At 64.7% G+C, this 17006-nt stretch carries 16 protein-coding genes; 5 read left to right on the top strand and 11 right to left on the bottom strand.

Annotated features, from left to right (window positions below; genetic code table 11):
- Positions 1–13: 13 nt before the first annotated feature.
- From WMN78_RS10510 to WMN78_RS10550, 9 genes are all read right to left on the bottom strand, one after another.
- Entirely contained in the window at positions 14–1354 is a 1341-nt protein-coding gene (locus WMN78_RS10510; RefSeq protein ID WP_340533695.1) for an ABC transporter permease, read from the bottom strand.
- Positions 1351–2766: an ABC transporter permease gene (locus tag WMN78_RS10515; protein ID WP_340533696.1), complete on the bottom strand. Its 1416-nt coding sequence runs from the start codon at positions 2764–2766 to the stop codon at positions 1351–1353. The genes WMN78_RS10510 and WMN78_RS10515 overlap by 4 nt, the downstream gene beginning before the upstream one ends.
- Entirely contained in the window at positions 2759–4366 is a 1608-nt protein-coding gene (locus WMN78_RS10520) for an ABC transporter ATP-binding protein (protein ID WP_340533697.1), read from the bottom strand. The genes WMN78_RS10515 and WMN78_RS10520 overlap by 8 nt, the downstream gene beginning before the upstream one ends.
- 185 nt (positions 4367–4551) lie before the next feature.
- Entirely contained in the window at positions 4552–5661 is a 1110-nt protein-coding gene (locus tag WMN78_RS10525; RefSeq protein ID WP_425341144.1) for a BMP family lipoprotein, read from the bottom strand.
- Between the two features lie 241 nt (positions 5662–5902).
- Positions 5903–6928 (bottom strand): NADP-dependent oxidoreductase, encoded by a 1026-nt coding sequence (locus WMN78_RS10530; RefSeq protein ID WP_340533698.1) that lies wholly within the window; start codon positions 6926–6928, stop codon positions 5903–5905.
- Positions 6925–7356: an organic hydroperoxide resistance protein gene (locus WMN78_RS10535; protein WP_340533699.1), complete on the bottom strand. Its 432-nt coding sequence runs from the start codon at positions 7354–7356 to the stop codon at positions 6925–6927. The genes WMN78_RS10530 and WMN78_RS10535 overlap by 4 nt, the downstream gene beginning before the upstream one ends.
- 49 nt (positions 7357–7405) lie before the next feature.
- The gene (locus WMN78_RS10540; protein ID WP_340533700.1) at positions 7406–7855 is read right to left on the bottom strand and encodes a MarR family transcriptional regulator; all 450 of its coding nucleotides are present in this window, start codon (positions 7853–7855) and stop codon (positions 7406–7408) included.
- A gap of 152 nt (positions 7856–8007) precedes the next feature.
- Positions 8008–9207, bottom strand: a complete 1200-nt coding sequence (locus WMN78_RS10545; protein WP_340533701.1) for an amidohydrolase — start codon at positions 9205–9207, stop codon at positions 8008–8010.
- A 160-nt stretch (positions 9208–9367) separates the two neighbouring features.
- Positions 9368–10501, bottom strand: coding sequence for a mannose-1-phosphate guanylyltransferase (locus tag WMN78_RS10550; RefSeq protein ID WP_340533702.1), 1134 nt, complete (start codon positions 10499–10501; stop codon positions 9368–9370).
- A gap of 269 nt (positions 10502–10770) precedes the next feature.
- Here WMN78_RS10550 and sdhC point away from each other — a divergent pair, with 269 nt between their 5' ends.
- The 5 genes from sdhC to WMN78_RS10575 all read left to right on the top strand — a co-directional run bounded on the left by sdhC (position 10771) and on the right by WMN78_RS10575 (position 15246).
- The gene (sdhC, locus tag WMN78_RS10555) at positions 10771–11151 is read left to right on the top strand and encodes a succinate dehydrogenase, cytochrome b556 subunit (RefSeq protein WP_011690992.1); all 381 of its coding nucleotides are present in this window, start codon (positions 10771–10773) and stop codon (positions 11149–11151) included.
- A gap of 3 nt (positions 11152–11154) precedes the next feature.
- Complete coding sequence (locus WMN78_RS10560) at positions 11155–11649, top strand: succinate dehydrogenase hydrophobic membrane anchor subunit (RefSeq protein WP_209746651.1); 495 nt, start codon at positions 11155–11157, stop codon at positions 11647–11649.
- 122 nt (positions 11650–11771) lie between these two features.
- Positions 11772–13583: a succinate dehydrogenase flavoprotein subunit gene (sdhA, locus tag WMN78_RS10565; protein WP_340533703.1), complete on the top strand. Its 1812-nt coding sequence runs from the start codon at positions 11772–11774 to the stop codon at positions 13581–13583.
- A 1-nt stretch (position 13584) separates the two neighbouring features.
- On the top strand, positions 13585–14367 hold the full coding sequence (locus WMN78_RS10570) for a succinate dehydrogenase iron-sulfur subunit (protein WP_028270493.1): 783 nt from the start codon (positions 13585–13587) through the stop codon (positions 14365–14367).
- Positions 14368–14475: 108 nt separating this feature from the next.
- Positions 14476–15246: an alpha/beta hydrolase gene (locus WMN78_RS10575; RefSeq protein ID WP_340533704.1), complete on the top strand. Its 771-nt coding sequence runs from the start codon at positions 14476–14478 to the stop codon at positions 15244–15246.
- Here WMN78_RS10575 and WMN78_RS10580 read toward each other — a convergent pair.
- Both WMN78_RS10580 and WMN78_RS10585 read right to left on the bottom strand, forming a co-directional pair.
- Positions 15203–16390, bottom strand: coding sequence for a YihY/virulence factor BrkB family protein (locus tag WMN78_RS10580; protein WP_340533705.1), 1188 nt, complete (start codon positions 16388–16390; stop codon positions 15203–15205). The genes WMN78_RS10575 and WMN78_RS10580 overlap by 44 nt on opposite strands.
- Positions 16350–16931 carry a 2'-5' RNA ligase family protein gene (locus tag WMN78_RS10585; protein WP_340533758.1) on the bottom strand — a complete coding sequence of 194 codons (582 nt, stop codon included), beginning with the start codon at positions 16929–16931 and terminating at the stop codon, positions 16350–16352. The genes WMN78_RS10580 and WMN78_RS10585 overlap by 41 nt, the downstream gene beginning before the upstream one ends.
- Positions 16932–17006: the final 75 nt, after the last annotated feature.

A 17006-nucleotide genomic window follows, 5' to 3' on the forward strand; every position in this document is an offset into this window, starting at 1 on the left:
TCGTCCACGGCTGTCAACCCTTGACGTACGGTATGCCGCTGGCTGCCGGCGGCCGGGAGCGGCCCACCAGGCCGGCCACGGCAAGCACCGTCACCAGGTAGGGCAGCATTGCCATGAACTGGCTGGGAACCGGCGTGCCGATGATGGTCACGATGCTCTGCAGGTTGTCCGCGAAGCCGAACAGCAGCGCCGCGAAGAAGGCGCCGATCGGGTTCCACCGGCCGAAGATCAGCGCGGCCAGGGCGATGAAGCCTCGTCCGCCCGAGATCTCCTTGGTGAAGCTGTCGATGGCCACCAGCGTGAAGAAGGAACCGCCGATGCCCGCAACGGCACCGCCGAGGGTGACGTTCCAGAAGCGGGTGGCGTTGACCTTGATACCCATGGTGTCCGCGGCCTGCGGGTGTTCCCCGACGGCCCGGACGCGGAGGCCCCATTTGGTCTTGAAGAGGCCGATCCACACCACGATGACCGCAATGTACATGAGGTAACCCACCACGGACTGCTTGAACAGGATCGGGCCGATCACCGGGATGCTGGAAAGAACGGGGATGTCGATGATGGGCAGCCGGCCCGGCGAGTTGAATTGGGCCTTGTTGGCCTGCATCACGGTGCTGAACAGGAAGCCGGTTAGGCCGGAGACCAGGACGTTGAGGACCACGCCCACGATGATCTGGTTGACCAGGTATTTGATGCTGAAGACCGCCAGCACCATAGAGACGACGGCGCCGGCCACTGCCGCTGCCAGCAGCCCGATGAAGGGGCTCTTGGTCAGGGTGGCCACCATCGCGGCGGTGAACGCACCGCCGAGCAGCTGGCCCTCAATGGCGATGTTGACGACGCCGACGCGTTCGCAGAGCACACCGGACAGTGAACCGAACACCAGCGGCACCGCGAGCGTCACGGACCCGGCGATGAGCCCGGCCAGCGAAATGCTGGGCGTGCGGGCGCCGCCTACCACCCAGATCAGGAAGGCCGCTACGAAGAGCACGATGAAAACGATGGGCAGCCAGCCGGGCGAGGCTTCATTCCGTGTCTTGAGGTACACCGCATAGGCGGCGAGGCCCAGCATCAGGACGGACAGGACGATTCCGCCCAGGAAGGCGGGCACCTCGATGGCCGGAAGCTGGAAGAAGTCACCGCTCGAGGAGATGCCGAACTTGGCCGTCTGGTTGGGTCCCATAACCCCGAAGAAAACGAACGCGACGACGCCGAGGACGGCCAGGAGGACCGGTACCTTCCACGTGACGGGCTTTGCTGATACCGCGGGGGCCTTCTCCGCCGACTGCGGCGTTCCCGGCTGCGGTTTTCCCTGCTGCGGCTGTCCCGGAACGGGCGATGTTGCTGTTGTGCTCATGCTGCACCTCCGGTGGTGGCTGCCGTCTTGGACTTACCGGCCGGTGCGGCCTTCTTCTTTCGCGGGTTGAGCCCGAACAGGGCCCGCACCAGCGGCGGTGCCGCGATGAACAGAACGATCAGCGACTGGACCACAAGCACAATGTCGATCGGCGTTCCGGTCTGGATCTGCATCTGCACCGCTCCGGCGCGGAAGGCGCCGAACAGCAGGCCGGCGGCGAAGGTGCCCCACGGCGTCGAACGTCCCAGCAGTGCAACAGTGATGGCGTCGAAACCGTAGGTGGCGGCGACGCCGTCGGTCAGGACTTTTTCGGTTCCCGCCACCTGCGCCACACCGGACATGCCCGCCAGGGCACCGGCGATCGCCATGACCAGGACGGTGGCCCGGGGCACGTTGATGCCGGCGGTCAGTGCCGCCTTGGGGTTGGCCCCGACAGCACGGAATTCAAAGCCCACGGTGGAGCGGTTCAGCAGCCACCAGACAAAAACGGTGGCGGCGATTGCCAGGACAAAGCCCAGGTGGAGCCTGTACTGCGTCCCGAAAATCTGCGGGTACACCGCGGTGGGATCCAGGATCGGCGAGATCGGGTTGGACTCCCCCGGCCGCTGGAACGCCGGGGTATTCAGCAGGTAGCGCAGGAAGTACAGCGCGATGTAGTTGAACATGATGGTCAGGATCACCTCATGGGCCCCGGTGCGGGCCTTCAGCAGACCCACGAGTCCGCCCCAGATGGCGCCGCCCACGATGCCGGCCAGAAGGACCAGCAGCAGGTGCAGGCCCAGCGGCAGGTGCAGCGCGAAGCCGACCCAGGCGGCGAGGATGCCGGCCATGATGATCTGGCCCTGGGCACCGATGTTGAACAGGCCCGCCCGGAATGCCAGCGCAACGCCCAGGCCCGCCGTGATCAGCGGTGTGGCGATGGTGAGGGTTTCCATCAGCGGAGCAAACTGCACCGCGACGCTGGAGCCGCGGGGGTTGAACACCGACCCCTGGAAGAGGGCTACGTAGGAACGGGTCGCCGCGGTCCAGACAGCCGAGAGGAAATCCGAGGGCCGGGCAAAGAGGTAGCTCGCAGTAGCTCCCACCTGCTTGTCCGTGCTGGCGATGAGGAGCCCGCCAAGGATCAGGGCCAGCAGGACAGCCAGCACCGACACCATGCCGCTGCCCGTGAAGATCCGCCGGACAAGGGTGTCCGGTCCGCCCGGAACGGTGCCGCTCTGGGCCGAGACGGGAACGGCCGAAGGCTGCATTGAGCCGCCCGCTGTGTCCAGCGCGGTCGCGGCTGCTGCGTCATCGGCGGGTGCCTGGGGTTCGGGTGCCTGGGGTTCGGGCGCCTGGGGTTCGGGGCTTCTGGCCGCGTGTTCGTCAGCTGGTTCGTTAGCCAAGTGCTTGGGCTTGTCCTGTTCAGTCATGGTCGCCTCCTTCGGCACCGGAGGTGGAAGTCTGTGCGGGCGCATGCCCGCCGGCCGCGCCGGTGTGGGCGGTTCCGGTGTGGGCGTCCGCGTGGGCGCTTTCCGGGGGAAGCCCCGCCATCATCAGGCCCAGGACGTCGCGTCCGGTGCCCGCCGGGACGATGCCCACCAGCTTGCCCTTGTAGAGCACGGCAATCCGGTCCGCGAGCTCGATCACTTCATCGAGTTCGGTGGACACGATCATCACCGGTGTGCCCTGGTCCCGTTCAGCCACGATTCGCTTGTGCAGGAACTCGATGGATCCTACGTCCACGCCGCGGGTGGGCTGGGAGGCGATGAAGAGGCGCAGCGGCCGGGACAGCTCCCTGGCCATGACAACCTTCTGCTGGTTTCCGCCGGAGAGCGTCCCTGCGGCGAGCGACCCGGAGGGCGTGCGGACGTCGAATTCGTCGATCCGGGTCTGGGCGTTCTCCAGGACCTTGGCCGGGCTCATGCTGATTCCCTTGGCGAAGGGAGCCTGGTCGTAGCGGTCCAGGATGAGGTTTTCGGCGATCGAGAACGTGCCGATCAGGCCGTCGACCGAGCGGTCTTCGGGCACGAAGCCGACGCCGGAGTTCAGGACGTCCTTGACGCTGCGGCCGACGAGTTCTTCGCCGTCCAGCAGGATGGATCCGTGGACGCGGTCCTGGAGGCCGAGGATGGCCTCGGTTAATTCCGTCTGGCCGTTGCCCTGGACGCCGGCGACGGCCAGGATCTCGCCACGGGCGATGTCGAAGCTGATGCCGTCCACCACGTGCTGGCCGCTGGGCGCGATCACCGTGAGGTCCTTGACCTGGAAGGTGGTCTCCTGGGGTTTGGCCGGGGCCTTGTCCAGGGTCAGGTTCACGGCCCGGCCCACCATCATGGAGGCAAGTTCAGTGGTTGAAGCACCCGGGTCCGCCGTGCCCACCACCTTGCCGCGCCGGATGACCGTGATCGTGTCGGACACAGCCTTCACTTCGCGGAGTTTGTGGGAGATGAACACGATCGACGTGCCGTTGCTTTTCAGCTGGCGCATAATGTCCAGGAGCTCGTCGGTGTCCTGGGGCGTCAGCACGGCGGTGGGCTCATCGAGGATAAGCACCTTCGCATCGCGGACCAGCGCCTTGATGATTTCCACGCGCTGCTGGACACCCACGGGGAGGTCCTCGATCAGGGCGTCGGGGTCGACGTCGAAACCGTACTTGTCGGAGATCTCTTTGATCTTCCTACGGGTGTCTTCCAGGTTGAGGAAGCCGCCTGCCTTGGTGGACTCGGCGCCAAGCGCCACATTCTCGGCCACAGTAAAAACCGGGACCAGCATGAAGTGCTGGTGCACCATGCCGATCCCTGCAGCCATCGCGTCGCCCGGGCCGCGGAAGGTGACAGCCTTGCCGTCCACCAGGATTTCGCCCTCACTGGGCTCGTAGAGTCCGTACAGGACATTCATCAGCGTGGACTTGCCAGCACCGTTTTCGCCTAGCAGGCAATGAATTTGCCCAGGTTCAACAACCACATCGATGTGATCGTTGGCAATAAGGGAGCCGAAGCGTTTGGTGATCCCTCTGAGTTCAAGTTTCAAAACTCTGACCAATCTCGAAGCGTCCGGAAGATGTGCCCGGACGGGATATGTGGCTGCAGCACCAGCCTAGTGCCTGCAGCCCTTGGCGGAGCGGGCAGCGCAGCCCGGAAAAGCTGACGCCCAACGAAAAGCGCCACCGCCCGGAAGTCAATGACCAACCGGGTGGTGGCGCTTTGCGGAGGGAGTTAGGCCTTCGGGCTCGCTGCCGACTCGACCTTCAGCTTGCCGTCAACGATGTCCTTCTTGATCTGTTCCAGTTCGGTCTTCAGTTCAGCGGGAACCTGGGACTCAAGTTCGTGGAACGGAGCCAGCTGCACGCCGTCGTTCGCGAGGGTGCCGACGTACGGCGAGTTGCTGAACTTGCCGTCCTTGTCTTCCTTCACAACGGTCTCAACTGCTTCGCCCATCTGCTTCATGACGGAGGACAGCATGATGTCCTTGTAGTCGGGAGCGGTGAGGAAGCCGTCGGAGTCAACCCAGATGAGCTTGACGTCCTTGCCAGCAGCCTTGGCTTCCTTGAGCGCTGCGCCTGCACCCTTGCCCACGGGGCCGGCAACGGGCATCACGATGTCGGCGCCCTGGTCCAGGAAGTTCTGGGTCAGCTGCTTGCCCTTGTCCTGCTTTTCGAAGTCGCCGGTGAAGCTGCCGTCCTGCTTGTCCTTGTCCCAGCCAAGGACCTTGACGTCCTTGCCCTTCTGTTCGTTGTAGTACTTCACACCGTCGGCGTAGCCGTCCATGAAGATGGTGACCGTGGGGATCTTGATGCCGCCGAAGGTTGCCACCGTTCCGGTCTTGGTGGAGCCTGCCGCGAGGTAGCCGGCCAGGAAGGCAGCCTGGGCGGTGTCGTAGATGATCGGCTTGACGTTGCTGATCGGGGTTTCGTAGCCGAAGTCGATGATCGCGAAGTGGCTGTCCGGGTTTGCCGTGGCCTGCGCCTTCGTGGCGTCGCCGAGGAGGAAGCCCACCGTGACGGTCAGGTCGCAGCCTGCGGTGACCATGGCGCGGAGGTTCGGCTCGAAGTCGTTGTTGGTCTTGGACTCAACCTGGTTGACCTTGATCCCGAGATCCTTCTCAGCCTTCTTCAGGCCTTCGTAGGAGGACTGGTTGAACGACTGGTCGTCGAATCCACCCGAGTCGGACACGATGCAGCCCGTGTAGTCGCTGGCGGTGGCGCTGGCGGTGCTGCCGGCTTCCGGAGCGGCGCCGCAGCTGGTCAGCAGCAGGGCCGCGGCACCGGCGGTGGCAACCCCGGTCATTGAACCGCGCTTGAGGGTTGCACGCAGTGAGTTCTTCAATTTTCCTCCAGGAACAAAGAGATAGGCGCTACGACGGGAGTTCAATGAGTGTCCGTTTCGAATGCTCCACACTGAAATTCTGTTTTCACTGATGGTTTCGCAGCACTGCGCCGAGGCGCACTGATGACAGCTACTGTAGTGGCCTGGAACACGTCCCGACACCACACCGCCGCCCCGCCACGGAGATTGTTGAGAACTTGTTACCTACCGGTAGCCGCCACCGCAAGTCACGTCCATTTCACTAGATCCGGACCAGCATCTTCCCCGTGTTGGCGCCGTCGAGGAGATCCATGAACGCCTGCGGGGCGTTTTCCAGGCCGTCCACAACTGTTTCGTCGTAACGCACGGTGCCGTCGGCCACCCAGGCGGACACCGTCTCTACGAACTCGGCCATGTGCTGCCAGTAACCGCCGACCAGGAAGCCTTTGAGCGTGAGCTGCTTGCCGATGGCCAGCATGAGGTTCCGGGGAGCCGGTGTGGGCTCGGTCGAGTTGTACTGCGCGATGGCGCCGCACATCGCCACGCGGCCTCCCACCGTGAGGGCTGAGAGCGCTGCTTCAAGGTGTTCACCGCCCACGTTGTCGAAGTACACGTCGATCCCGCGCTCCCCCGCTGCTTCCGCGAGCTGCCCGGCCACCGGGCCGTCGTTGTAGTTGAACGCGGCGTCGAAACCGAGTTCCAGCAGGCGCGCCACCTTCTCCGGGGATCCGGCGCTGCCGATCACCCTGGAAGCACCCATCGCCTTGGCAATCTGCCCCACGAGCGAACCGACGGCACCCGCGGCTCCGGAAACGAAGACCACTTCTCCGGGCTTGAACCCGGCGACCTTCAGGAGTCCCGCATACGCGGTCAGGCCGGTCATCCCCAGGGCACCGAGGAACGCCGACGCGGGCGCCAGGTCGGTGCGTGCCAGGGAAGTCGCGGCGGCGTCAAGAACCGCGTATTCGCGCCAGCCAAGGGAATGCACGACGACGTCCCCCACCTTGCGTTCATCCGAGCGGGACGCGATCACCTCACCGACGGCACCGCCGTCGAGCGCGGCATCCAGCGCAAACGGCGCTGAGTACGACTTGACGTCGTTCATGCGCCCGCGCATGTAGGGGTCAACGGAGATGAACTGGTTGCGGACCAGGACCTGGCCGACCTGCAGTTCTGGAAGTGCAGACTCTGCCAGGCGGAAGTTTTCCGGGACGGGCCGGCCGTGCGGCCGGGAGGCCAACTGGATCTCGCGGGTGGTTCGGGGAAGGGTTGTGGTGTTGGCGCTCACGCGGCCACCTCCAGGATCTTGATGTTTACGTTGATGTTGCCGCGGGTGGCATTGGAATAGGGGCAGATCTGGTGCGCTTTGGCCACGAGGGCCTCCGCCGTAGCCAGGTCCAGGGCGGGCAGGGCGATTTCGAGTTCAGCGGCCAGGCCATAGCCCACGCCGTCTTCCAGCGCCCCGAAGTGGATCTTTGCCGCGACGGCGGAGTCCGTGAGGTCGGCCTTTTCCTTGCGGCCCACTAGGCGCAGGGCGGAGTGGAAGCATGCGGCGTACCCGGCAGCGAACAGTTGTTCCGGGTTGGTGCCCTGGCCGTTGCCGCCCAGTTCCACCGGGCTGGCCAGCGTGACGTCAAGCCGGCCGTCCTTGGTGCGGGCGTTCCCGTCACGTCCTTCGCCCGAGGCGAGTGCTTCAGCTGTGTAGAGAGTCTTCACGTGGTTCCGTTCTGTTGGATGGAAAATCCGGGGAAGGAAAAATCCGGCGTTAGCGGGAGGAATGGAGGGCGGCCGTGAGCCTGCCCAGGGTTTCCCGGAGCTGGTCGAGCTCGGCCGCGGACAGGCCTGCGGCATCGGCGAGTTGCCGGGGAATCGCGCCGGCCCGGGCGCTGAGTGCAGTGCCGGAGTCCGTCAGGAAGACCTCCACCCGGCGCTCATCCTCGGCCGAACGCCTCCGCTCCACGAACCCTAGGGATTCGAGCCGCTTCAGGAGCGGTGACAGGGTGCCGGAGTCCAGGCCAAGCTCCTCGCCCAGCTCGCGGACACTGCGCGGCTGGTCCTCCCACAGCACCAGCATGACGAGGTACTGGGGATAGGTCAGGCCTAGTTCGTCCAGCACGGGACGGTACACGGCAGTGGCTGCCTTCGACGCGGAGTACAGCGCGAAGCACACCTGCCGGTTCAGGCGGGGGGCGTTGAGGCGGGGGGCATCGGTCATAGAAAAACGATATCGCACAATTAAATTGTGCACAACTTATCTACCCCGCAGAAGCGCGAACGGACAGTTGAGGCCCCGGGTCAGGGGCCTCAACTGTCCGTTCGCGCTTAGGGGGTGGGGCTTAAGTGTCCGCTCGCACTCGGAAGGGGGGCTTAGAGGTCGCGGATGGTGCGGAGGGCAGCGGCGGTCAGGACCTGGATGCCGTAGCCCAGCGCACGCTCGTCAAGGATGTAATCGCCCCGGTGGAGGTCATATTCCTCACCACCGGGCGTCTTGGTGCCCAACCGCATCATGGCACCGGGCAGCTCGGCCAGGAACCAGGCGAAGTCCTCGCCGCCCATGGACTGGGGCGTGAGGACCACGGCGCCTTCGGCGATTTCAGCGCGCGCGGCTGCCTCGATCAGGGCCGTCTCGTGTTCGGAGTTGACCACGGGAGGAACCCCGCGGGTGTGCTCCAGCCTGACGTCCACGTTGTAGGGCGCAGCCACCTGGTGGACCACTTCGTCCAGGAGTTCGCCGGCACTGTGCCAGGCGTCGCGGTCCAGGCACCGCATGGTTCCTGCCATGTAGCCGGTGCCCGGGATGGCATTGGGTGCCGAGCCGGCCGAGATGTGCCCCCACACAACGGAGACGCCGCTTCGAACATCCACGCGGCGGGAGAGGACAGCCGGCACGTTGACGGCGATCTGCGCGAGTGCGAAGACGAGGTCCTCGGTGAGGTGGGGCCGGGATGTGTGGCCGCCGCGTCCGGAAAGTTCGATCCGGATGGTGTCCGAGGCCGAGGTGATGGCACCGATCCGGGTGCCGATCTTGCCCACGTCGATCCGGGGGTCGCAGTGCAGGGCAAGGATGCGCGGCACGCCTTCGAGCACGCCCTGCTCGATGCAGGAGTGCGCCCCGCCGGGCATGGTTTCCTCGGCCGGCTGGAAGATGATCCGGACCGTGCCGCCCAGCGGGGATTCCTGGTGCATGCGGTGCAGCACCAGGGCGATGCCCAGCATCGTGGTGGTGTGGACGTCGTGGCCGCAGGCATGGGTAACACCGTGGTTCTTGGACGCGAACGGCAGCCCGGTCTCTTCAATGATGGGGAGGGCGTCGATGTCGCCACGGAGTGCCGTGGCAATGGGACCCTCACCGATGTCGACGGTGAGTCCGGTGCCTTCGAGCCGGCGGGGCTTGAGCCCGGCGGCTTCGAGCCGTTCCGCCAGTTTCTTCGTGGTCCGGAACTCCTTAAAGGACAGTTCAGGGTGCGCATGGAGGTCACGGCGGAATTCGATCAGTTCCGGCAGCAGGGGCTCCAGCCACGGCCCCACGAGGGCGGTGGGCTCGGCTTCAGTAGTGTAGTTGCGCACGACACAACTCTAGCGAGGCTGCCCCAAATACCTGCATCAGCGTCGGAGGGTTACGGATCCGGGAGCGCGCTCCCGGCACCGTAAACGGCCCGGCCCGGGCTTCCCACCAGAGGGAAGCCCGGGCGGGTCCGGATTCGATCAGCGGTTCTAGCGGTCCGGCTTACAGGACGTCGGTGTCGCCGCTGGCCTTGAGCGCATCGACGGCCGCCTTGACGCGCTGGGAATGCGCCATGGTGGTGACCAGAAGGGCATCCGGCGTGTCAACGATGACCACGTCCTTGATGCCGATCAGCGCAATGACTCGTTTGGTGTCGGTGACCACCACGCCGCTGGCGTTTTCGGTGAAGACCCGGGCGCCTTCGCCGAGGACCGTGACATCGTCCACTTCCTTGGCACTGTTGAGCCGGCCAACGGAGGCAAAGTCCCCGACGTCGTCCCAACGGAAAGCGCCCGGCACGACGGCGACGTCCCCGGCAGCGGCGGCAGGCTCTGCCACCGCGTAGTCGATCGCGATCTTGGGCAGCGTGGGCCAGACGCGGGCGGTGACCTCATCGCGTTCAGGGGTGTCCCAGGCCTGGGCGATCTCCGTGAGCCCCTTGAAGAGCTCAGGCTGGTTCGCTTCGAGGTGCTTGAGCATCAGCGACACGGGTGCAACGAACATGCCCGCGTTCCAGACATACTCTCCGCTGTCCACGTACTGCTGGGCCACGTCCTCGCTGGGCTTTTCAACGAACTCCACCACGGCCTGCGCGCTCGGGGCGTTCGTGACGGCGAGGTTCTGGCCGGAGCGGATGTAGCCGAAACCGGTGGACGGGTGCGTCGGCTTGATGCCGATGGTCACGATCTTGCCGGCAGCGGCCGTGTAGATGGCCTCACGTACGGCGTCCTGGAAGAGGTCGTCAGGGCTGATCACCTGGTCCGCGGCGAAGGAACCCATGATGATCTCCGGATCCCGCTGGTACAGGATGGCGGCTGCAAGGCCGATGGCCGCACCGGAGTCCTTGGGCTCGCTCTCGAGCACGAGGTCGGCCTCCTGGATCTCCGGGAGCTGGCTGCACACGGCGTTGCGGTGGGCAACGCCGGTCACAACCAGCACGCCTTTTCCGGCCAGCGGCTCCAGGCGGTCGTAGGTGGCCCGCAGCAGCGTACTGCCGGAACCGGTGAGATCGTGAAGGAATTTCGGGGCTGCTGCACGTGACAGGGGCCAGAGGCGGGTCCCCACTCCGCCTGCAGGAATTACCGCAATAAAACGGTCCAGCGGTGATTTCCGGCTTGTCACTAGGTCTGTAGTCATCACGGCCTACTTTAGCCGACCCCCGCGCTGATACCGGCAGAGGACGCAGCCGGGACGTCGCGGGAGCACCGCCCCCGCAAGCACTATGTGGCGTTCGTCTCAAAAATACGCAAAAACCGCACGGGACGGCGTCACCAAGGAGTTCCTGAATTGAATAAGCTGTGAGCGAAGCCTAGATTTAGGCTTGAGCTTACGAGTGCTCTCGCAGCAGGCGTTCCCCCCGCGTGGATCCCATGCCAGCGCCGCTGTGTTGCAGGGAGGTTTATTCAGTGCCGACAAAACCAGCTGGCACCTTGTACCGCGGCCGTGAAGGCATGTGGTCCTGGGTTGGACACCGCATTACAGGTGTAGTGATTTTCTTCTTCTTGTTGGTCCATGTGCTGGACACCTCATTGGTGCGCGTGTCCCCCGAGGCATACACCGCCGTGATTGGCGCCTACAAGAACCCCCTGATGGCCCTGGGTGAAACGGGCCTTGTCGCAGCGATCGTGTTCCACGCCTTCAACGGCCTGCGGATCATCGCCGTCGACTTCTGGAAGAAGGGCGCTAAGTACCAGCGCCAGATGCTGTGGACGGTCCTGGTTCTCTGGGTCATCGTCATGGTTGGCTTCTCCATCCGCCATCTTTCCCTCGCCTTCGGAGGTCACTAAGCCATGACTGCAACGATTCAGAGCCCCCGCAGTGGAAAAGACGGCGGGAAGCCGGGCGCAGGACTGATTGCCCCCAAGTACCGCCGCAGCGGCGCGTCGAAGGGCAACTTCGAAATGGCTGCGTGGCTGTTCATGCGGCTTTCCGGCGTAGTCCTGGTGGTCCTGATCTTCGGGCACCTCTTCGTTAACCTCCTCGTGGGCGAAGGCATCCATGCCATCGACTTCGGCTTTGTGGCCGGCAAGTGGGCCGATCCGTTCTGGCAGTTCTGGGACCTGGCCATGCTGTGGCTGGCCATGTTGCACGGCACCAACGGCGTCCGCACCATCATCAACGACTACGCCGAGAAGGATTCCACCCGTTTCTGGCTGAAGATCGTCCTCTACGCCGCGACAGCCGTCATCATCATCCTGGGCACCCTGGTGATCTTCACCTTCAACCCGTGCCCGCTTGACGTCAACGGCGTTCCGCTGCCTGGCGGCTTCTGCCCCGCAGCCTAAGCGGCATCCTCTCCTCCCCAGGGGGATCAGCTGTGCCCGCACTGAGCGGGGCAACGGTTTTACGGTGCGGGCTCCGCCCGCCCGTGGTTTTATAGCGAATTTTGAGAGAAAGAGCGTCTGGTATGCAGGTCCATAAGTACGACGTCGTCATCGTCGGTGCCGGTGGCGCTGGCATGCGCGCCGCGATCGAATCCGGTCAGCGCGCGCGCACAGCAGTACTGACCAAGCTCTACCCCACCCGCTCGCACACCGGTGCGGCGCAGGGTGGCATGTGTGCGGCACTGGCCAATGTCGAGGAAGACAACTGGGAGTGGCACACATTCGACACCATTAAGGGCGGCGACTACCTGGTGGACCAGGACGCAGCCGAGGTCATGGCGAAGGAAGCCATCGACGCTGTGCTGGACCTGGAAAAGATGGGTCTGCCGTTCAACCGCACGCCGGAAGGACGGATTGACCAGCGCCGCTTCGGCGGCCACACCCGTGACCATGGCAAGGCTCCCGTTCGCCGGGCCTGCTACGCCGCTGACCGCACGGGCCACATGATCCTGCAGACGCTGTACCAAAACTGCGTCAAGCACAACGTTGAGTTCTACAACGAGTACTACGTCCTGGACCTCCTGACGGTCGAAGAGGACGCAGTCCGCGAAGACGGCACGCCGTACAAGCAGAAGCGTGTTGCCGGCGTCGTGTCCTACGACCTCGCCTCCGGTGAACTGCACGTTTTCCAGGCCAAGTCCGTCGTGTTCGCTTCGGGCGGTGCCGGCAAGGTCTTCAAGACCACCTCCAACGCCCACACCCTCACCGGTGACGGCATGGGCATCGCCTTCCGCCGCGGAATCCCCCTGGAAGACATGGAGTTCTTCCAGTTCCACCCGACCGGCCTTGCCGGCCTGGGCATCCTGCTCTCGGAAGCCGCCCGCGGCGAGGGCGCCATTCTGCGCAACTCCGAAGGTGAGCGCTTCATGGAGCGCTACGCCCCCACCATCAAGGACCTCGCGCCCCGCGACATCGTGGCCCGCTCCATGGCCAACGAAGTCCGCGAAGGCCGCGGCTGTGGCCCGAACAAGGACTACGTGCTCCTTGACCTGACCCACCTCGAGCCCGCGCACATCGATGCGAAGCTTCCGGACATCACCGAGTTCGCCCGCACCTACCTTGGTGTTGAGCCGTACACGGAACCGGTTCCGGTCTTCCCGACGGCGCACTACGCCATGGGCGGCATCCCCACCAACATCACCACCGAGGTCCTGCAGGACAACGACACCGTGGTGCCGGGGCTGTACGCTGCCGGTGAAGTGGCCTGCGTTTCGGTCCACGGCTCCAACCGCCTGGGCACCAACTCGCTGCTGGACATCAACGTGTTCGGCAAGCGCGCCGGCATCGCCGCAGCGGAGTACGCCAAGACGGCTGACTTCGTGGACCTTCCGGCGGACCCGGAGGCCTACACCATCGAACTGCTGGACATCGCCCGCAACGGCACCGGCGACGAGAAGGTGGCCGTGATCCGCAAGGAACTCCAGGACACCATGGACGCCAACATGCAGGTGTTCCGCACGGCTGACACGCTGAACCAGGTCCTCCGGGACATCGAGTCCTTCGAGGCCCGGTACAAGAACATCAGTGTCCAGGACAAGGGCAAGCGCTTCAACCTGGACCTCCTCGAGGCCGTTGAGCTGGGCTTCCTGCTGGAACTGGCCAAGGTCATGACCGTGGCCGCACTGCACCGCGAGGAATCCCGCGGCGGCCACTTCCGCGAGGACTTCCCGGAACGTGACGACGAAAAATTCATGAAGCACTCCATGGCGTACAAGGACGACCACGCCCCGGCTGACGGATCGGTTGCGGCGGACGCTGCAGTTACTGCCGGCATCCGCCTGGCCACCAAACCGGTTGTCTTTACCCGCTACGAGCCGATGGTGAGGAAGTACTAAGATGTCCGCCGAACTTGCTGAGCCAGCCTCAAAGATCGAACTCCCCGCACACATCGGAGGCGGCGGAGAGATCCCGACATTCGACGTCACCCTGAGGGTGCGCCGCTACAACCCCGAGGTGTCCGAGGACGCCACCTGGGATGACTTCAAGGTGACCATGTACGGCACCGACCGAGTGCTGGATGCCCTGCACAAGGTCAAGTGGGAAATCGACGGCAGCGTCTCCTTCCGCCGGTCCTGCGCGCACGGCGTCTGCGGTTCCGATGCCATGCGCATCAACGGCCGCAACCGCCTCGCGTGCAAGACCCTGCTGAAGGACCTGGACACGACCAAGCCCATCACCGTGGAACCCATCAAGGGCCTGCCGGTGGAGAAGGACCTGATCGTGGACATGGAGCCGTTCTTCCAGTCCTTCCGTGAGGTCATGCCGTTCCTTATCAACAAGGGCCACGAGCCGACCAAGGAACGCCTGCAGTCCGCCGAGGACCGTGAGCGCTTCGACGACACCACCAAGTGCATCCTGTGCGCGGCGTGCACGTCCTCCTGCCCGGTCTTCTGGACCGACGGCCAGTACTTCGGCCCGGCGGCGATCGTGAACGCCCACCGCTTCATCTTCGATTCCCGAGATGACGCCGGCGACATGCGCCTGGAGATCCTCAACGACAAGGAAGGCGTGTGGCGCTGCCGCACCACCTTCAACTGCACCGAAGCATGCCCCCGCGGCATCCAGGTCACGCAGGCCATTGCCGAGGTCAAGCAGGCAATCCTCTCCCGCAAGATCTAGCACCGTTTTTTCAAACGGATGTAACGGCCGACGGCGCCTCTCACCTTAAAGGTGGGGGCGCCGTCGTCGTTCTGCGGCACTTAACGAAACCCAACGAAAAGGCACCCCATGTCCCGCTCCGAAAAAGTCAGCTTCGAAGGATCCACCGGCGAACTGCTCTCCGGCATCATCGACGTGCCGGAAGGCCCCGTGAAGGGCTGGGGCGTGTTCTCGCACGGGTTCACCCTGGGCAAGGACAGTCCTTCGGCGTCGCGGATGTGCAAGGCGCTGGCGGACAACGGTGTGGGAATGCTGCGGTTCGACAACCTGGGACTCGGCGAATCAGCCGGTTACTGGTCCGAAGGCTCCTTCAGCCATAAAGTGGCGGACACCGTCAGGGCCGCACAGTTCATGCGGGACGAAGGCAAACCGATCTCCCTGCTGGTGGGACATTCATTCGGCGGCGCAGCCGTCCTGGCGGCAGCAAAAGAGATCCCGGAGCTCGACGCCGTTGCCACCGTGGGAGCGCCGTTCTCGCCCAAGCACGTGGCCCATGTCTTTGACGCGGCCCTGGACCGGATCCTGAGCGAAGGCAGCGCCGAGGTTGACCTTGGCGGAAAGCGCGTGGAGATCCGCCGGCACTTTGTCGAGGACCTGGAGAATGCGGACCTGACCGACTGCATCAGGCAGCTGCACAAACCCCTGATGGTGCTGCACTCCCCCACGGACAACACTGTGGGGATCGAGAACGCCAGCACCATCTTCCAGACCGCACGGCACCCGCGCAGCTTCGTCTCCCTGGAAGGCAGCGACCACCTGCTGACCGGCAAGGGCCAGGCCGCCCGGGCCGCAAAAATTATTTCCGCGTGGGCCGATCAGTACCTCGACGCCGGACGGTAGCAGGCGGCCGTTCCCGCAGTGGCTGCCGTTCCCGCTCCACCGGCGTCTTTCCCGGCTGGACCTGGCGCGAACCCCAGCCGGTCGCTTTGGCGGCCGGGGCATTCTTCAGGTCCTCTTCGCGGACGACGGACCACGCCGCTGAGACCAGGTAGACCTGGCTGACCAGGTTGAACCAGATGAGCAGCCCGATGATGATGGCGAACGGAGCCAGGATGGGGTTGCGGCCGGCGTTGGCCAGCAGCTCCGTGCTGAAGATCTGGAGCACAGTTGTTCCCACCGCTGACAGGATGGTTCCTTCCAGCAGTGCCCGCCGGGTAAGTTTCAGCCCTGCCGCCAGCCGGAACATGATGACCGCCGTCACCCAGCCCAGCGCCAGTGGCACGCCGATCTTGATGGACGTGGTCAGCGGCCAGGCCATCACCGGATCCAGCCGCAGCTGCTCGGTGACCCACCCGGCAGCGGTACCGAAAATCAAAGAGGCACCGGCACTGAGCACCAGGGCGACACCCAGCAGCAGCAAGATGCCGGCGTCCCGCAGTATTTGCAGGACCGGGTTAATCCCACGCGGACCGAGCCGCATCATGCCCCGCACACCGTCGCGGATGCCGCTGATCCAGCCCAGGGCCGTGAAAACCGTCACTGCAGCGGCGATCACGGCGGTCCAGCCGAGACCGGCGGGATTTAGCAGGCCCTGCGGGTCCACCAGACCCTCGCCGCCGTCGACCTTTAAGAGGCCGGGCGCGGTCAGGGCCACGCTCTTGATGATCTGGTCCAGCAGCGCAGGCTGTCCGCTCAGGAAAAGCGCAGCCAGGGAGAACCCGGTAGCCAGCAGACCCGTGATGGAGAAGAACATCCTGAAGCCGATGCCGGCGGCCATCAGCGGCCCGTGCTGCAGGTTGTAGTGCTGGAACGCGCGCATGGGACGGAAGGCGTTCAGCCGCGCCAGCAGCCACTGGAACATGGCCAGCAGTCCTGGCACGGTGCCGCCGCCCGACCTGCGGGCCTTGCTCCACTCAACCTTCTTGCGGCTCACTTCCAGCTTCAGCCGGGCGCGCTCCGTAGGCAGCGGAGTATTTTCCCCGGTCTGCGCCGTTTGCGCCGTCTCAGCCGGACGCGCCCCGGGGGTGGTCAGTTTCGATGCCAAAGTCGAGCTCTTCCCGTAGCTGCCAAATGCCATTGATGTCGTGCTCGTACAGCCCCATGCTAACCACAGGGAACGTGGCCCGGTAATCCTTCAGCACCGTTTCGGCCTCATCCAGGCTCTCCGGTGCCACATCGTGGGCAATCGTCACATGCGGGTGGTAGGCAAACGGCAGTTCCCGTTCCAACGGCCCGGTCTGCAGCTGTTCGTGCAGGTTTACGCAGTGGCGGAAACCGTCTTCGACGTTCAGGAAGACCACCGGGGAAACGGGCCGGAACGAGCCCGTCCCTGCGATGGTCACCGTAAAGGGCTCCTGCCGGCGTGCTATTTCGCGGACGTGGTTTCGGGTGGCTTCCCAGTCCTTGGTGGGAGTGGTGGTCACCAGCGTGATGTGTGCGGGAATGACGCCGGCCATGGGGTCGCCGAAGGACGCCCGCCAGCGCTGAAGTTCTTCGGCAATGTCCGGGGGGAAACCCAGGATGACGCCAACGCTCATCTCGTCGGTCCGCGCCCGGCGCTTGCGCGGGACAGTGCCCCGGCCCATGGCAGCCTCATCATCGGCGTCTACGAATTTTCCCTCTCCGCGGTACGCAGGGGACTTTTCGTTGGCAGTGACTTT

The organism is Arthrobacter oryzae, assembly GCF_037911235.1.
Taxonomy (GTDB): Bacteria; Actinomycetota; Actinomycetes; order Actinomycetales; family Micrococcaceae; genus Arthrobacter; species Arthrobacter oryzae_E.

Bases quoted from the DNA above. Each gene is read 5' to 3' on its own strand.
- WMN78_RS10510 (WP_340533695.1), bottom strand. From the start codon at position 1,354: ATGAGCACAACAGCAACATCGCCCGTTCCGGGACAGCCGCAGCAGGGA.
- WMN78_RS10515 (WP_340533696.1), bottom strand. From the start codon at position 2,766: ATGACTGAACAGGACAAGCCCAAGCACTTGGCTAACGAACCAGCTGAC.
- WMN78_RS10540 (WP_340533700.1), bottom strand. From the start codon at position 7,855: ATGACCGATGCCCCCCGCCTCAACGCCCCCCGCCTGAACCGGCAGGTG.
- WMN78_RS10550 (WP_340533702.1), bottom strand. From the start codon at position 10,501: ATGACTACAGACCTAGTGACAAGCCGGAAATCACCGCTGGACCGTTTT.
- WMN78_RS10560 (WP_209746651.1), top strand. From the start codon at position 11,155: ATGACTGCAACGATTCAGAGCCCCCGCAGTGGAAAAGACGGCGGGAAG.
- sdhA (WP_340533703.1), top strand. From the start codon at position 11,772: ATGCAGGTCCATAAGTACGACGTCGTCATCGTCGGTGCCGGTGGCGCT.
- WMN78_RS10570 (WP_028270493.1), top strand. From the start codon at position 13,585: ATGTCCGCCGAACTTGCTGAGCCAGCCTCAAAGATCGAACTCCCCGCA.
- WMN78_RS10575 (WP_340533704.1), top strand. From the start codon at position 14,476: ATGTCCCGCTCCGAAAAAGTCAGCTTCGAAGGATCCACCGGCGAACTG.
- WMN78_RS10585 (WP_340533758.1), bottom strand. From the start codon at position 16,931: ATGGGCCGGGGCACTGTCCCGCGCAAGCGCCGGGCGCGGACCGACGAG.